This window comes from Microbacterium sp. APC 3901 (assembly GCF_030407765.1).
Lineage (GTDB): Bacteria > Actinomycetota > Actinomycetes > Actinomycetales > Microbacteriaceae > Microbacterium.
In genome coordinates this window covers 150,587-166,902 of sequence record NZ_JASDCU010000010.1, presented here as the reverse complement: position 1 = coordinate 166,902, position 16,316 = coordinate 150,587, and the positions used below count along the sequence as shown (strand labels likewise).

At 69.5% G+C, this 16,316-nt stretch carries 16 protein-coding genes; 4 read left to right on the top strand and 12 right to left on the bottom strand.

Annotated elements, in window-relative coordinates; all coding sequences use genetic code 11:
• Window positions 1-141: 141 nt before the first annotated feature.
• The 8 genes from rocD to QMA07_RS11200 form a co-directional block, all read right to left on the bottom strand.
• Window positions 142-1,341, bottom strand: a complete 1,200-nt coding sequence (rocD, locus tag QMA07_RS11235) for an ornithine--oxo-acid transaminase (RefSeq protein WP_290161878.1) — start codon at window positions 1,339-1,341, stop codon at window positions 142-144.
• Entirely contained in the window at window positions 1,338-2,225 is an 888-nt protein-coding gene (gene ddaH / locus QMA07_RS11230; protein ID WP_290161876.1) for a dimethylargininase, read from the bottom strand. The genes rocD and ddaH overlap by 4 nt, the downstream gene beginning before the upstream one ends.
• Window positions 2,226-2,389: 164 nt before the next feature.
• Entirely contained in the window at window positions 2,390-3,436 is a 1,047-nt protein-coding gene (locus tag QMA07_RS11225; RefSeq protein WP_290161875.1) for an NAD(P)-dependent alcohol dehydrogenase, read from the bottom strand.
• A gap of 1 nt (window position 3,437) precedes the next feature.
• Entirely contained in the window at window positions 3,438-3,668 is a 231-nt protein-coding gene (locus tag QMA07_RS11220) for a helix-turn-helix transcriptional regulator (protein WP_042541438.1), read from the bottom strand.
• Entirely contained in the window at window positions 3,668-4,114 is a 447-nt protein-coding gene (locus QMA07_RS11215; protein WP_290161871.1) for a hypothetical protein, read from the bottom strand. Before QMA07_RS11215 ends, QMA07_RS11220 begins: the two co-directional genes overlap by 1 nt.
• A 279-nt stretch (window positions 4,115-4,393) precedes the next feature.
• On the bottom strand, window positions 4,394-8,086 hold the full coding sequence (locus QMA07_RS11210) for a proline dehydrogenase family protein (protein WP_290161869.1): 3,693 nt from the start codon (window positions 8,084-8,086) through the stop codon (window positions 4,394-4,396).
• A 131-nt stretch (window positions 8,087-8,217) separates the two neighbouring features.
• Window positions 8,218-9,042: a hypothetical protein gene (locus QMA07_RS11205; protein WP_290161867.1), complete on the bottom strand. Its 825-nt coding sequence runs from the start codon at window positions 9,040-9,042 to the stop codon at window positions 8,218-8,220.
• 4 nt (window positions 9,043-9,046) lie between these two features.
• Window positions 9,047-9,607, bottom strand: coding sequence for an acyl-CoA thioesterase (locus tag QMA07_RS11200; protein ID WP_290161865.1), 561 nt, complete (start codon window positions 9,605-9,607; stop codon window positions 9,047-9,049).
• 130 nt (window positions 9,608-9,737) lie between these two features.
• Here QMA07_RS11200 and QMA07_RS11195 point away from each other — a divergent pair, with 130 nt between their 5' ends.
• Window positions 9,738-10,244, top strand: coding sequence for a GNAT family N-acetyltransferase (locus tag QMA07_RS11195; RefSeq protein ID WP_140038193.1), 507 nt, complete (start codon window positions 9,738-9,740; stop codon window positions 10,242-10,244).
• Window positions 10,245-10,356: 112 nt separating this feature from the next.
• Here the strand turns inward: QMA07_RS11195 and QMA07_RS11190 are convergent, their stop codons facing one another.
• From QMA07_RS11190 to QMA07_RS11180, 3 genes are all read right to left on the bottom strand, one after another.
• Window positions 10,357-11,598, bottom strand: a complete 1,242-nt coding sequence (locus tag QMA07_RS11190) for a cytochrome b/b6 domain-containing protein (protein WP_290161860.1) — start codon at window positions 11,596-11,598, stop codon at window positions 10,357-10,359.
• Window positions 11,599-12,041: 443 nt separating this feature from the next.
• Window positions 12,042-13,013: an electron transfer flavoprotein subunit alpha/FixB family protein gene (locus QMA07_RS11185; protein WP_290161858.1), complete on the bottom strand. Its 972-nt coding sequence runs from the start codon at window positions 13,011-13,013 to the stop codon at window positions 12,042-12,044.
• A gap of 1 nt (window position 13,014) precedes the next feature.
• Window positions 13,015-13,791, bottom strand: coding sequence for an electron transfer flavoprotein subunit beta/FixA family protein (locus QMA07_RS11180; protein ID WP_290161856.1), 777 nt, complete (start codon window positions 13,789-13,791; stop codon window positions 13,015-13,017).
• A gap of 131 nt (window positions 13,792-13,922) precedes the next feature.
• Here QMA07_RS11180 and QMA07_RS11175 point away from each other — a divergent pair, with 131 nt between their 5' ends.
• The 3 genes from QMA07_RS11175 to QMA07_RS11165 are packed head-to-tail and all read left to right on the top strand — an operon-like array spanning window position 13,923 to window position 15,383.
• Complete coding sequence (locus QMA07_RS11175; protein WP_290161854.1) at window positions 13,923-14,459, top strand: MarR family transcriptional regulator; 537 nt, start codon at window positions 13,923-13,925, stop codon at window positions 14,457-14,459.
• Window position 14,460: 1 nt separating this feature from the next.
• Window positions 14,461-14,943, top strand: a complete 483-nt coding sequence (locus QMA07_RS11170; RefSeq protein WP_290161852.1) for an SRPBCC family protein — start codon at window positions 14,461-14,463, stop codon at window positions 14,941-14,943.
• Entirely contained in the window at window positions 14,940-15,383 is a 444-nt protein-coding gene (locus QMA07_RS11165) for a YdeI/OmpD-associated family protein (protein ID WP_290161850.1), read from the top strand. Before QMA07_RS11170 ends, QMA07_RS11165 begins: the two co-directional genes overlap by 4 nt.
• Window positions 15,384-15,510: 127 nt before the next feature.
• Here QMA07_RS11165 and QMA07_RS11160 read toward each other — a convergent pair whose 3' ends face one another.
• Window positions 15,511-16,287 (bottom strand): enoyl-CoA hydratase, encoded by a 777-nt coding sequence (locus QMA07_RS11160; RefSeq protein WP_290161849.1) that lies wholly within the window; start codon window positions 16,285-16,287, stop codon window positions 15,511-15,513.
• Window positions 16,288-16,316 lie beyond the last annotated feature (29 nt).

The following is a 16,316-nucleotide window of genomic DNA, read 5'->3' as shown; positions in this document are numbered from 1 at the left end:
AGGTGGTTCTCCGCTTGAGGGGGGTGAAGCTCTCGGCCTCTCCGCTTCCCTGTGGGGCGAACAAGTAATAAGTTACGTGGGTTCCGGGGTTCCGGCAAATCCAGGCCGTCCGCCGGGCGTGTCGCCCGGCGGACCGGGGATTCAGTGCCCCAGGACCAGCTTCAGCTGCTCGACGGCCCAGTCGAGCTCGGTCGCGCGGATGACGAGCGGCGGCGCGATGCGGATGGTCTGCCCGTGCGTGTCTTTCACCAGCACCCCGCGGTCGAGCAGCTTCTCGGCGATCTCACGCCCGGTGCCCTTGGCGGGATCGATGTCGACGCCCGCCCACAGGCCGGCGATGCGCACCTCGGTGACCCCATGACCCTTCAGCGGCTCGAGCCCGGCAGCGAGGTGAGCACCGAGTGCGCGAGCGCGCTCCTGGAACTCCCCCGACTCGAGCATCTCGACCACGCGCAGCCCCACGGCCGCGGCGAGCGGGTTGCCGCCGAAGGTCGACCCGTGCTCACCCGGACGGATGACTCCGAGCACATCGGCGTCACCCACCACAGCGGACACCGGCAGGATGCCGCCGCCCAGCGCCTTGCCCAGCAGGTACAGGTCGGGCACGACGCCCTCGCGGTCACACGCGAAGGTCTCGCCGACACGTCCGAGTCCGGACTGGATCTCATCGGCGATGAACAGCACGTTCTTCTCGTCGCAGATCTGGCGGATCCGGCGCAGGTACCCCTCCGGCGGGATCACCACTCCGCCTTCGCCCTGGATCGGTTCGATCAGCACCGCGGCGGTGTCTTCGGTGATCGCGGCGGCGACGGCATCCGCATTCCCGTAGGGAACCACGTCGAAGCCCGGCGTGTAGGGGCCGAAGTCGGCTCGCGCCTGCTCGTCGTCGCTGAAGCTGACGATCGTGGTGGTGCGTCCGTGGAAGTTCCCGGCGGCGACGATGATCCGCGCCTGCCCGTCGGCGATGCCCTTGACCCGATATCCCCAGGCGCGGGCGACCTTGATGCCCGTCTCGACCGCTTCGGCACCGGTGTTCATCGGCAGCACCATGTCCTTGCCGGCGAGCTTCGCGAGCGCCGCTGCGAACGGCTCGAGCCGATCGCTCTGGAACGCCCGGCTGACCAGCGTGACCCGACCGAGCTGCTCTGTGAGAGCCGCGACGAGAGCAGGATGCCGGTGGCCGAAGTTCACCGCCGAGTAGGCGGCGAGCAGATCGAGGTACCGCTTGCCCTCGACATCCGTCACCCAGGCTCCGTCACCGCGCGCGATGTTGACCGGCAGCGGGTGATAGTTGTGGGCGACGTGCGGCTCTGCCGACACGCCCGCGTCGGCGGCGGTCACGCCTCACCCCGCAGTTCGAGAGTGCAGCACTTGATGCCGCCGCCGCCGAGCAGCAACTCGGACAGGTCGACCATGATCGGGTTGTAGCCGCGCTCGCGCAGCTGCTTCTCGAAGCCGAGGGCGCGCGGCGAGATGACCACGTTGTAGCCGTCGCTCGCCGAGTTGAGTCCGAACACCGACCCGTCCTCGTCGGACACGAGGATCGCGTCGGGGAACCGCTCCTCGAGGATCGCCCGGCTGGCGTCGTCGAAGGCACCGGGCAGGTACGCGATGTTCGCGCGCTCGGGGCCGCCGTTCTCGACGCCCTGCACCGGGTCGAGCACGGCGATCGCGGTGTCGAGGTGGTAGAAGCGCGGGTCGATGAGGTTGAGCGACACGACCTCGCGGCCGAAGACCTCTCCGACCTCGCGGTGGCTGTCGCCGGTCGAGCGGAAGCCGGTGCCCGCGAGGATCACGTCGCCGACGAGCAGGAAGTCGCCCTCGCCCTCATTGACCTCTTCGGGGATCACGGTGTCGTAGCCGGCGCCGCGGAACCAGTCGGCGAACGCGGGGGCCTCGCCCTGACGCTCGACGAAGCGGAATTTCGGCACGTACGCGCGGCCGTCGATCAGGAACCCGCCGTTCGCGGTGTAGACCATGTCGGGGTACCCGGCGAGGGGCTCGATCAGCTCGACCTCATGACCCAGCTCGAGGTAGAGGTCGTGGAGCTTCTGCCACTGCTCGACGGCGCGCGCGGTGTCGGTGGGCTTGGTCGGCTCCATCCACGGGTTGATCGAGTAGTTCACCGTGAAGTGCGACGGCTTGCACATCAGATAGCGACGGTGGTGTGCGGTGCGGACCGGGGCGACGGTCTCGGATGCCGGCGCAGTGGTTTCGACAGACATGGGGCTCCTCGAACGGATGCGGCGGACGCTGTCCAGGGGCCCGGCGGTCCTTCGACCCGCGTCGCTCGGTGAGAGCCGACGCCAGGGGAAGATGCGACTCGGGCACGCCAGCCTCCATTCTGTCACCCGCCCCCTGGACGCCGCCAGAGCGCGGCCCCTCGGGGTCAGGTTCCGAGCACGACCACCTTGCCCACCGTGTGACCCGCTTCGAGGTGAGCGAGGGCGTCGGATGCCTCGTCGAAGGCATACTCCCGCTCGATCACGGGCGTGATGCGCCCCTCAGCGGTGAGCTCGAGCAGCTTGGCCAGGATCTCGGGGCGAGCCGTCGCCGCCAGCGGGTGGATGCGACGGCTCGACCCGATCGACAGGAACGCCGCCTTCAGCATCCGCGGGATCGGCCCGAGCACGTGTCCGCCGTCGCCGGTCACGAGCACCACCGACCCACCGGGCACGACGAGTCGCTGCAGTTCGCGCAGCCCCATGCCGCCGGCGATGTCGATCACCGCGTCGAAGTGCGCCACGGGCAGATCGGCCAGCGGCGACGTGCGGTGGTCGAGGGTGCGCACGGCTCCGAGGTGCTCGACGAGCCGGAAGTTGCGTTCGCCGCACGTGGCCCAGACCTCGGCGCCGCGCAGCGCCGCGAGCTGCACCGTGAACGTGCCGACTCCCCCGGAGGCTCCGATCACGAGAACGCGGGGAACGTGTCCGGCCGCACTGCCTCTGGCCGGGCGGAAGCCGATTCCCGCGCGGTCGAGGGCCTGCCAGGCCGTTCCTGCCGAGACCGCCAGGCACGCTGCGGTCTCGGAGGTGACATCGGGCGGGATCGGCACGAGACGCGCCGAAGGCGCAGCGGCATGCGACGCGAGTCCTCCACCACCGGTGAGCTCACCGACGACACGCTCTCCGAGCTCGGCGCCGATCGCATTCGGCCCCACCGCCACGATGGTTCCCGCGACCTCCATGCCGCGCACCGGATACTTGGGACGCGTCAGCCCGAAGATCGGGCGCACGAGCAGCGGGTCGCCGAGCATGAGGCGGACGTCGCCGGCATGCAGCGCGGTCGCCTCCACTCGCAGCACCACCTCGCCGCGCCGAGGCACGGGAACGGGAATCTGCCCGAGCCGGAAGCCGTCGGCCGAGCCGTAGGTCTCGCGACTCCACGCCGGCATCATCTCGGTCTTGTTCGTCGGGGTCTTGTCGGTCTCGGTCATGTCACACCTCCGTGCTCGTGGGTTGCGGGTACTGGAACAGGTCGTCGAGCCCCACGCCGAAGGCGCGAGCGATCTGGAACGCGAGCTCGAGCGACGGGGAGTACTTCTCCTGCTCGATCGCGATGAGCGTCTGCCTGGTCACGCCGATGCTGCGGGCGAGTTCGGCCTGGGTGAGCCCCGCCGCTTCGCGATGAGCGCGGATGCGGTTGGAGACCAGTGTGGGCTTGACCATCAGACGAGCCCCCGACGGTAGGCGACGACTCGCGCGACGCTGCCGACCATGGCCGAGACGGCGAACCCCGCGAACATCGTGTTGGCGACCCAGAAGAGGTCGGCGCCCACCGCGCACAGGGTGATCACGCCGAGGCCGGCGATCACGACGAAGGACTGTTCCACGCGGCTGCCCATGCGACTGATGTCGCGGTCGCGGACGTCGGACTTGCCGACCCCGTCAGGATCCTTCGCGCCGGCGATCATGCCCCAGACGATGCTGAGCACGATCGTGGCCACGATCCCGACGCCGATCGTCCACATCATGAGCGGGAACCAGTCGACGTCGGTCACCGGTCCGCCGGCCGCCTGCTGCAGGACGATCACGACATACGCCCCGATCACCACGACACCGACGATGAGACCGGCCCAGGCGTTGCGCTCTTCGTAGACCATGATGCCTCCCATGTAAAAGATTCTTGACACGAGAGTACGCCCGCGGCATCCGGTGTGTCAAGAATTCTTTACACCTCGGGCGGTGCGCGCCAGGCGGGGTCAAAAGTGCATCTGCGGGCGCAGGCGGGGTCGAAAAGGCATCGGAATCGCGCTGTGGGGATGCGTTTTTGACCACGCTCAGCCGGCGGGAGTCGGGACGACGGGATGCCGAAGCGGGGCGCGAAGCGCGAAGCGCGAAGCGCGAAGCGCGAGGCGCGAAGCGCGAGAGGAGGATGCCGGAGAGCGACCGGATCAGATGACCGCGGCGCTCCAGTCGTCGGGGTTGCCGTAGCGGTGCGCGGTGATCGCGATCGCCTGCTCGTGCACGAAGGGCAGCAGTTCGATGCGCCCGGCAGAGGTGACCTCGCCGTCGTACACCGCGAGGTCGGGGTCGCCTCCGACTGCCACGGCCAGTGCGCGGTGCAGCGCGGCCACCGAGTCGCGCGGGCCGACCAGTCGTGCCCGGCTCGGCCGCAGCTCGTCGTCTGCCGACTCGAGCACTCCGCTCGTGTCTTCGCCGCGCCGCCGCATCCGCTCGATCCATTCGTCGTCGGTCTCCATGTAGACGACGGCACCGAGTTCACCGAGCGCGTGGCGCACCGCCGGGGGCAGACCGACGGGGGTCGACAGCACGAATCCGGCTCCGGCGCGCACCGCGGCGATCACCACGCGCAGCAGCTCCTGCCAGCCGGCATCCGCAGTGGCTCTGATCGCGACACGCACCGGACGGTAGCGGAACAGATTGCGCTCGACACCGAGATGCGAGACGTCGCGCACCTGCCCGAACTCACGGTCCCAGGCGAGCGCATCGGAGAGCGCCGAACGACGCAGCCACTCGAACGCCTCAAAGCCGAGCGAGGGCTGTGCCGCCTCGATGAGGTCGGTGATGCGCGAATCGAGCCCGCGCAGGTGCAGCGTGCTCGACACCGTGCCGGATCCGCTCGAGCGCCACGACCCGAGTCCGATCAGGTAGTTCGGTCCGCCCGCCTTGGCACCGGGTCCGACCGATGATCGCTTCCACCCGCCGAACGGCTGCCTCTGCACGATCGCACCCGTGATGCCGCGGTTCACGTAGAGGTTGCCGGCCTGCACCCGATCGAGCCACAGGGCGAGCTCCGCAGGGTCCTGCGTGTGCAACCCCGCCGTCAGGCCGTACTCCACCGCATTCTGCAGTTCGATCGCACGCTCCAGCGTCGGGGCGTGCATGATGCCCAGCACCGGCCCGAAGAACTCCTCGGTGTGGAAGCGCGACCCCGGCTGCACCCCGACACGGATGCCGGGTCGCCACAGTCGACCGGAGGGGTCTTCGTCCGAGACGGTCGGCTCGATGAGCCACTGCTCGTCACCCTCGAGTTCGGCGAGCGCCCAGGCGAGCTTGCCCACCGGTCGCTCGATCACGGGTCCGACCTCGGCCAGCGGGTCGTTCGGCCAGCCGACATGCAGCGACCGCGTCGCATCGGCCAGTTGACGGGCGAATCTCTTCGACCGCCCGACCGGGCCGACGAGAATAGCGAGTGACGCCGCCGAGCACTTCTGCCCCGCGTGCCCGAAGGCGCTGCGCACCAGATCGGCGACCGCGAGATCGAGGTCCGCCGACGGGGTGATGATCATCGCGTTCTTGCCGCTCGTCTCGGCGAGCAGCGGCAGGTCGGGCCGCCAGGCGCGGAACATCGCGGCGGTCTCCCATGACCCGGTGAGGATGACACGGTCGACCGACTCATGGGAGATCAGCTCGCGACCGAGGTCGCCCTCGTCGATGTCGACGAGAGCGAGCACATCGCGCGGAACACCGACCTCCCAGAGGGTCTCGGCGATGACGGCGGCGCAGCGACGCGATTGCGGGGCGGGCTTGAAGACGACGCCGGAGCCTGCGGCGAGCGCGGCGAGCACTCCCCCGGCCGGGATCGCGAGCGGGAAGTTCCACGGAGGCGTGACGACCGTGACACGCGCCGGTTCGAATGCGGCGCCGGCGACGGCATCCAGCTCTCTGGCCTTGGCCGCGTAGTAGCGGGCGAAGTCGACCGCCTCGCTGACCTCGACGTCGGCTTCGGCGAACACCTTGCCCGTCTCGGAGGCGGCGACCTCGATGAGGTCTCCACGCCGCCCCTCGAGCGCGGCCGCCGCGCGCAGCAGCACCTCGGCGCGTTCGGTGGCGGGTCGCGCGCCCCACAGAGCTGCGGCATCGCGCACTCCGGCGATCGTGCTCTCGAGCGCGTCGGCATCGGCGACGCGGGCCGCTTCGACGGTCGCGACACCGAGGGCCGACCCGGCGATACGCTCATGGATCTCGCGCGCCCAGTCGCGGTTGGCCGGAAGCGACGGATCGCTGTCAGGGGTGTTCGCGAAGCCGGGAGCTCCGCCCGTCGTCTCGTCGAGCTCGCGCGGGGCGTACACCGCCGTCTCGAGGAACGGCCCGCCCGTGTCTTCCGAACCGCGGGAGATGCCGAGCACCGCCTGGGTCAGTCCCTCTTCGGGCGCAGGCGCCACGGGCACGGGGCGCATCGACTCGTGCACCGGCGCCAGCCGATCCTGGCTGCGCAACGGGCCCACCCGCAGCGTCGGCGAGGTCGAACGCTCGACGGCGTCGAGGAACCTGTCGCGTTCGCGCACGAAGAGCGACTCGTCGTCGCCCAGCCGGAACGCGGCGGAGAGGAAGTTGTCGCTCGACGCGTTCTCCTCGAGCCGACGCACGAGATAGCTGATGGCGACATCGAACTCGCCGGGGTTCACGACCGGCACGTAGAGCAGCACCTCACCGACCTCGCGCGACACCGCCTGCACCTGCCCCTGCGCCATGCCGAGCAGCATCTCGAACTCGACCGGCGGCTGGGAGTCCTCGGCCGCGCCGTCGGCAGCACGCACCCCGCGCTCGCCCGCGAGCAGCCACGCATACGCGATGCCGAACAGGTTGTGCCCGGCTATGCCGAGACGCACCGCGTCGACGTTCTCCGGACGCATCGCCCAGTCGAGGCAGCGCAGATAGTTGGCGTCGGTGTCGAGCTTGGTGTCGTAGGTGGCCTGCGTCCACCCGTGCATCCGCGCCTCGACCCGCTCCATCGCGAGGTTCGCTCCCTTGACGAGGCGTACCTTGATGGAGGCTCCGCCGTGGTCGACGCGCTCGCGCGCCCAGGCGGTGAGCTGCTGCAGCGCCGGCAGCGCGTCGGGCAGATACGCCTGCAGCACGATGCCCGCCTCGAGACCCTCGAGACGCGGATCCTCGAGGATGCGGGTGAACACCGCGATCGTCAGATCGAGATCGCGGTACTCCTCCATGTCGAGGTTGATGAAGGTGCGATCCGAGGCGGCCGTCAGGTACAGCGGCAGCAGTCGCTCGACGACCGACTCGACGACCTCGTCGAACGCCCACATCGAGATGTGGCTGACGATCGCCGACACCTTGACCGACACGTAGTCGACATCGGGGCGACGGATCAGCTCGTGGATGCCGTCGAGCCGCCGCTGCGCCTCGGCCTCGCCGAGCACCGCCTCGCCGAGCAGATTGAGGTTCAGCCGGGCGCCCGATTCGCGGATCCTCGCGATCGCGGGTCCGAGCTTCGCGGGGCGGGCGTCGACCACCAGGTGGCCGACCATGTCGCGCAGCACCCGACGTGCGATGGGCACCACGGGAGTCGGCAGCATCTGGGCGATGCCGCCACCGACCCGCACGGCCGACCGCAGGTACCAGGGCAGGAATTCGGGCACGATCGGAGCGATGCGACGCAGCTGGGATGCCGCGGCGCTCAGGCTCTCGGGGCGCATGACGCCGTCGACGAATCCGAGCGTGAACGGCAGCCCGTTGGCATCCTGCAGCACACCCGCGAGGCGCTCTGCTGCCGGGTCGACATCGGCTGCGGCGGCCTCGATCGCCCAGCGGCGGGCGAGCTCGACGGCACGGTCCGCGAGCGGGACGGATTCGAGATCCGCGGTGGGCATCGGGTCGGCCATGAGCACAGCCTAGGACTGCAGTGCCCGCCTGCCCTTGAGCGACGGTCGCGTCGGGTGGTTCCGGTCGCAGTTCGCGTCGCCTCCCGCGCGAACGGGCGGCGTGAACTGCGACCGGAACCGAGAGGGAGGGTTCAGAGCGCGGCGATCATCTCGTCGTAGCCCTCACGGAAGGTCGGATACTCCAGATCGCCGAGGAACTCCTGCAGCAGGCGCCCCTCGAGCACCGTCCCACCGCCGACCTCCGGGTCGAGATGCGGCGGTGGCGCGAGGCCGAGCCGGGAGGCGATGTGCGCGACGACCTCGCCGAGCACCACCGGCTCCCGATCCACGGCATGGATCAGCGGGGGCGCGGAATCGGCCCGCAGCATCGCCTCGAGCAGCCGCACGAGATCGGTCTCGTGAATGCGGTTGGTGCGGCGGGTGTGGTCGACCGCTGCGCCCTCGCGCACCCGCCGGATCAGGAAGTCTCGACCGGGACCGTAGATGCCGGCCGGGCGCACGATACGCGCACCGAACAGCTCCATCGCCAGACGCTCGCCCTCGACCAGATCACCGCCCCGCTCGCTCGACACCCGCGGCGCGTCGCGCTCGGTCAGCGGCGTCTCGCCGGGCCGCCCTTCGAACACTCGCGTCGACGACACGAACACGGCCCGCTCCGGCATCGTCGGCAGGGCCTTCGCGAGCCCACGCAGCGCCGGCGGATAGATCGAGTCGCCCTCGGTGCTGGGCGGCAGAGTGATCACGACCGAGTCGAATGCCGGCAGCTCGCGGTCGAGCGGATGCCGCAGATCGGCCTCGATGGTCGGGAAAGGCAGGTCGCCCGCGTTGCGCCGGATGGCGGTGACCTGTGAGCCCCCTGCGACGAGGCGTTCGCCGAGTCGGATGCCGAGCTTGCCGCATCCGACCAGGAGCACGTCGCGCGGTGCTCGTGTCTCGAGACCCCAGGGATCGGTCACGGGGTCAGCTCCACACGCTCGGCGCAGGGGTGCGCACGGGAGGCAGAGCGGATGCCGCGGCCCAGTCGTGCACCCAGGCGTCGATCTCGGGCACGCCCTCCGGCTTGCCGACGGCGGCGAACAGCTCTTCGTTGCTGACCGTGCCGCCGGTACGGCGCAGCATCCTCGATCGCACGATGACGCGGGCGTAGATCTCGCCGTCGACGACCGCCCTGTGCTCGAGGAACACCGCCTTGTCGTCATGACCGATGAACCGCGACTGCACCTCGAACCGCTGCCACAGCTGCAGCGACTTGCGGAACGTCACGGTCTCGCTCGAGACGACCGCGTACCAGCCGCGTTCGTTCATCGCATCGAACAGCCCGGTGCGGATGAGCAGATCCCACCGGCCGAGGTCGAAGAGCGACAGGTATCGGCCGTTGTTCATATGACGGAGGATGTCGATGTCGGTCGGCAGCGTCGTCAGCCGGATGCTGCTGACCGATGCCGCGTCGAGGGTCTTGCCTCGCCGCACGCGGCGACGGGCGGAGAGGATCACGAGGAGAGTGCGCCAGATCACGTTCACGAGCACTGATCGTAGCCATCGGCGAACGATTCGCGAACATCGTTGTGCGATCCCTCCAGCACCCCATCGTCGGTCTGGGAACGCTCCCGCTCGATTTCCGGTTCGTGGAGGCCGCGCGTAGAGTCGCGCTATGAGCGCCGAAGCCCAGCCTGAAGTCATCGTCCGTCCGGTCCGTGATGTGGATGCGGAAGCCCTGGGTCGCGTGCACGCGCAGTGCTGGCACGAGACCTACGACCACCTGATCAGCAAGGCCGCACTCGAGAAAGTCTCGCCCCGTCGCATGGCAGAGCTGTGGACGCACTGGGCCTCTCAGGGCCCCGATTTCACGATGCGCGCCGCCCTCGTCGACGGCGAGATCGTCGGCTTCGTCGGCTCAGGTCCCGCTCGCGACAAGGACGCCCCCGCATTCCGCGAGCTGTACTTCATCTACCTGCTCGACGCGTACCACTCGACCGGGATCGGTCAGAAGCTGTTCGACGCGGCCGTCGAGAAGGACGAGCCCCTCTACCTGTGGGTCGCGGAGGACAACCCCCGCGCACACCGCTTCTATGCGCGCAACGGCTTCGCGCTCGACGGCGCGAGCCACACCGAGCCGTTCCTCGGCGAGACGCTGACCGAGGTCCGCTTCGTGCGCTGATCCCGGCGTGCGCTGAGATCAGCGTTCACGATTCAGCATGAACGGCCCCCTGCCACCGGCAAGGGGCCGTTTCGCTGGGTCCAGGAGAGATCTGTGCTGAATCGTGAACGGATCAGCGACCCGAGACACTGCCGAACAGCTTCGCGATCGGGGCGATGACCAGCGGGCGGGCGGCGACCCAGCCGATGGCGATGACGACCAGCGACGCGACGAAGACCCAGAACCCGGTCCAGCCGACGGCATCCGATGAGGCATACATGTGGTTGAGGTTGCGCAGGAACCCGGTGAGGAAAACCAGGGCGACGTGGCCGATGATGAACACGACGAAATAGATCATGACCGGGAAGTGCAGCGCGCGGGCCCACTCGATCGGGTAGGCCTTCGACAGCCGCTCGGCCTTCTTGGGCCACATGCCCGACATGCGGAAACCGGTCGCCGCGGCCAAGGGCGCCGCGATGAACACGGTCACGAAGTACGCCAGCTGCTGCAGGCTGTTGTAGTTCACCCAGCCGTGCTCGGTCGGCCAGTCGAACGACACGTACTGCAGCGCCGCCGACAGCGCGTTGGGGATGACCTCCCAGCTGGTCGGCACGATGCGCGCCCAGTGTCCGGTGGCGAACAGCAGCACGACGAAGATCACGCCGTTGACGAGCCAGAGGATGTCGAGCGCCTGGTGGAACCAGATCGTCAGACTGACCTTGCCCTTGGGGTCACCCCGCGGGGTCCAGAAGGCGGTCGGCCGCTTCTCATTGCGGATGCGCAGGCCCGACCGGATGATCAGCACCATCAGGAACACGTTGAAGAAGTGCGCCCAGTTGACCCACGGCGCGAACCCGGGCTCGACCGCGACGGCCGGGGCGTATTCGCCGGGGAACGCCGCGAGGAAGTCCTGCATGAAGGGGAAGCTCAGCAGCGCCCGCACGAAGGCCACCGCTGCCGCGGCCAGGATGCCGACGGCTGCGGCTCCGAGCAGCCCGGCGATCGCCTGGGTCCAGGTGGGCCGAGGGCGGTCGGATGCCGGAGCGGTCGCCGCGACGTGCCGCGGAGCGCTGCCGTTCCAGACCGTGCGAGGAGCCGGCAACGGAATCGACGGATCGCCGAGAGCGGGCGCGGTGAGGGTGGTGACGGCGGTCGCGTCGACGACCGGCGCAGCATCCCCCTGCTCGTCGGGCGAAACCGGCGCGGCATCCGCCCGCTCGTCGAGCGACGACGGCGAAGCCGACCGAGACGAGATGCGCTCCACGACCTCGGTGTCGGCGGGAGGCCAGGGCTCGCCACCCGCCGTGCGCGGAAGACCCCGACGGACCGACGACCCACGCTGCGTCGTCGCACCGCCCACTTCGGAGGCCGACACACCAGACGTCGGATGCTGCGGGGCAGACGGCTCTTCACGTGGAGCATCGACCCCCGAAGTGGAAGCAAGAGCGGCAACTTCGGGCGCGATGACTTCGGGCGCGGCACGTTCCGGCGCGGCACCTTCCGGCGCCGCATTCGCGGGCGGCCACGCCTCGCCGCCCGGCACCCGCGGAAGCCCGCGACGCACGGAGGTGGAGCCCCGCGCTGCCGACCCGTTCAGAACAGGGGCAGACACACCAGATGTCGAATGCGCCTGGACAGGTGGCCCTTCGAGCGGCGTGTCGGCCCCCGAAGTGGCAGGTGCGGCCGCAGGAGGCGCGGCAGCGGCGGGCACGGGCGCGTCGGACCCGGCCGCGCCCGGCGTGACGGCGAGCCCGGGAGGCCACGGCTCGCCGCCGGGCACACGCGGGAGCCCGCGCCTGAGCATTCGCGTCGCCATGACTACTTCTTCCGCGCCTCGAGGCCCGCGATCACCTGCGGGACGATCGTGAACAGGTCGCCGACGATGCCGAAGTCCGCGACGTCGAAGATCGGCGCCTCGCCGTCTTTGTTGATCGCGACGATGTTCTTGGCCGTCTGCATGCCCGCACGGTGCTGGATCGCACCCGAGATGCCGAGGGCGACATACAGCTGCGGAGACACCGAGACACCGGTCTGACCCACCTGGTGCGACTGCGGGATGTATCCGGCATCCACCGCGGCCCGCGAGGCGCCGACGGCTGCACCGAGCGCATCGGCGAGCTCTTCGACGAGCACGAACTTCTCTTTCGACGCGAGTCCACGGCCGCCGGAGACGACCCGGGTCGCACCGCGCAGCTCGGGGCGGGATGAGGTGGCCTCGACCGCTTCGACAGCACCCACGGTGGCAGCAGCGGAGCCGGAAGCCGCAACGGTCAGCGCTTCGACGGTCGGCGACGCGACCGCCTCTGCGCGAGCATCGACAGCACCCTGGCGCACCGTGATCACCGGGGCGCCGAGGGTGGGGGCCGAGTCTGTGAGGTAGGCACCGCCGTACACGGAGTGGTTCGCGACGATGCCCTCGTCATCGCGCGAGACACCGACGGCGTCGACCGACAGCGCCAGTTTCTCGCGCACCGCGAATCGGCCGGCGACGTCGCGCCCCGCGATCGAGTTCGAGATGAGGACGGCATCCGGTCGCACCTGTTCGAAGGCGGCCTGCAGCGCATCGACGACCGGCACAGTGAGGATCGTCTCGTCGGCATCGGCCATGAGCACGACGGATGCTCCGGCGGCGGCGACCTGAGCTGCGGCCTCCGTCGAGCCGCCGACGACGAGCGCGACCGGTGCGCCGACCGTCGAGGCGGCGCCGATCAGGGCCGCAGTGCTGCTGGCGGGGTTGCCTGCCGGGTCGAGGTCGACCACGACGAGGATCGGGTTCTCGGGGTAGGTCATGTCACACCAGCCTGTTCTGCACGAGGTATTCGACGAGTTTCTCGGCGGCATCGCCCTCATCGACGATCTTCACACCGGCCGCGCGCGGCGGCTTCTCGGCGACCGAGGTCATGATCGTGCGGGGAGCCGCGGCCGGGTCGGCCGAGACGCCGAGGTCGTCGAGGGACAGGACCTCGAGCGGCTTCTTCTTCGCCGCCATGATGCCCTTGAAGTTCGGAAAGCGCGCGTCGGGCAGCGCCTCGGTGATCGAGATGACGGCGGGGAGGGATGCCGAGATCGGCTGCGCTCCGGCATCCGCCCCTCGTGTGCCCGTGATGCCGTCGGCCGTGATCTCGACAGAGGTGAGCGCGGTCGCGTGGGCCCAGCCGAGGTGCTCGGCGAGCATGGCGGCCATCACCCCGCCCGAACCGTCGGTCGAGAGGTTGCCGGTGATCACCAGGTCGGGCTCGGCCCGACGGATCGCCGCGGCCAGAGTCTCCGCCGTGAGCCCGAGGTCGGCCCCGGCGAGCTGCTCATCGGCGATGTGCACGGCGGATCCGGCGCCGATCGCGAGCGCCCTCCGCACCGACGCCGTCGACCCAGCGGGGGCCATCGCGATAGCGACGACCTCGGTGCCCTCGTTCTTGTCGGCATGGCTCAGCGCGACCTCGAGCGCACGCTCCGTGATCTCATCGAGCACCACGTCGCCGGCGCCGCGCTCGGCGAGCCCTGTCTCGAGATTCAGCTTGCGATCGCCGTAGGTGTCGGGCACCTCTTTGACCAGGACGAAGATCTTCATCGATTGCTCCTCACGACTGCGTCGATTCTAGCGCGTTGATACTGAGTCCCACTCGACGAGCGACTGGGAACCAGCCGCCGTCCCGGTGAGCACATCCCCGGAGTCCGAGCCCGATGCCCTACCGTAGAACCGTGGTCCGACCCCGCCCTCTGCCCGTCGATCCGCTCGCCGAGGCGAAGCGGCAGTGGCTGGCGCACGGATGGACGGATGCCGCCGACGGCATGACCGTGGTCACCTCGGTGATGCGGGCACAGCAGCTGCTGCTCGCCAGGGTCGATGCGGCGCTCAAGCCGTTCGCGCTGAGCTTCGCCCGCTACGAGATGCTGCGGCTGCTGGCGTTCAGTCGATCCGGCCGCCTGCCGCTGTCCAGCGTGGTCGCCCGACTCCAGGTGCACGCGACGACCGTCACGAGCACGGCCGAGCGCCTGGTGCGCGACGGGTTGATCGTGCGCGAGCCGCATCCGCACGACGGCCGCGCGGCTCTGCTCTCCCTGACCGACGCCGGCCGCGAACTCGTCGAGCGCGCCACCACCGCACTCAACGCCGATGTCTTCGCCGACCCCGGCGTCAGCAAGGAGGACGCGACGGAACTGGTCGCGATCGTCGCGCGCATGCGCAAGGCGGCCGGAGACTTCAGCGACCCGAAGCCGCAGCCGGACGCGCTCTGACGTGGCCGAGTTCGTGCTCGAGCGCGTGATCGCCGCCCCGCGTGTGACGGTCTTCGCTGTGGCGCTCGACCCAGGGCTGCATCTGCGGTCGATGGCTCGGTACGGCGAGACGATGGCCGAGGCCCCGGCGGGCGGTGTGTTCAGCGAAGGGTCGATCGTCACCTGGCAGGCTCGGCACTTCGGCATCCCGTTCCGGCTGCGTTCCGTCGTGTACGACATCGATCCGCCCCGCGGCTTCCGCGACCGGCAGATCTCGGGACCGTTCGGCTCGTTCTGGCACGAACATGCGTTCGAGGAGCACCTGCAGGGCACGCTGATGCGCGACACGATCAGATTCCACTCGCCGTTCGGTCCCATCGGACGGCTGGTGGACAGGCTCGTACTGCGCGAGTACATGCGACGCCTGATCGAGCAGCGCAACGACCAGCTGGCCGCAGAGGCCGAAGCAGAGGCAGACGGGCGCGGGCGTACACTGCCCGCATGAGCGAACTGCGCCTGCACACGACCCTCGAAGGCCGTGGCCCGGCCGCCGCGATCATTCTCACCGACGAGCAGGTCGCCTCGTTCGGGGCGGGCAAGACCTTCCCTGTCGCCGTGACGATCGACGGACGCACCGCACGCCTGCGCCTGGCCCGCATGGGCGGCCAGAACATGATCGGCTTCAGCAAGGCCGTCCGATCCGAGCTCGGGGTGGAGATCGGCCAGGAGGTCGACGCCGCCATCCGTCTGGATGCCGCCGAGCGCAAGGTCGAGATTCCGCCAGCTCTTGCGACAGTCCTCGATTCCGACGCCGAGCTGCGCTCCGCATTCGATGCCCTGTCGTACTCGGTGCGCAAGGAGCATGCCCGCACCGTGGCCGAGGCGAAGCAGGACGCGACCCGCGAGCGCCGCGTCGAGAAGATCGTCGAGGCGCTGCGAGGCTGAACCTCCCGCCGCTCGTTCACAACTCAGCATCAACCGGTGACCGGCGTGCCGGATCGGTACCGGCGGGCCCTTCTGGCGCCATCCATGCTGAGTTGTGAACCGCGAAACCGCTCCACCTTCGCGGAACTCAGCGGTTCTGGAAGTCGGGCGCACGCTTCTCCCGGAAGGCCGACATGCCTTCCTTCTGGTCTTCGGTGTCGAACAGCGCGGCGAACGCCCGCTTCTCATGTGCCAGACCGTCGGCGAGCGTCGTCTCCATGGCGGCGTCGAGCGCGGCCTTGGCCGCGAACACCGACGGCAGCGACTTCGACGCGATCGTCTCGGCCAGCTTCGTGGCTTCTGCGAGCAACTCGGAAGCCGGCACGACCCGCGAGACGAGTCCGGACCGCTCCGCCTCTTCGGCGCCCATGAATCGACCGGACAGCACCAGTTCTGCCGCCTTGTAGTATCCGACCGCCCGGATCAGGCGCTGCGTGCCGCCCATGCCCGGAATGACGCCGAGGTTGATCTCGGGCTGACCGAACTTGGCGGTGTCGGCGGCGAGGATGATGTCGCACATCATGGCGAGCTCGCATCCTCCCCCGAGCGCGAAGCCCGAGACGGCGGCGATCACGGGGGTGCGCACCGCCGCGAAGTCGTGCCAGACACCGAAGTGGTCCGTCTCGATCATCTCGGCGGCCGACATGCCCTCCATCTCCTTGATGTCGGCCCCCGCGGCGAACGCCTTCTCGGATCCGGTGACCACGATCGCACCGACGCCGTCGTCGAGGTCGAACGCCACGGCGGCCGCAGTGACCTCTTCCGCGAGGCGGCTGTTCAGCGCATTGAGGGCCTCGGGTCGGTTGAGGGTGATCCATCCGACCCGTCCGCGCTGCTCGACCAGGATCGTCTCGTATTCGGTCATCGTGAAGCCCTCTCCGTCGTGGTCATCTC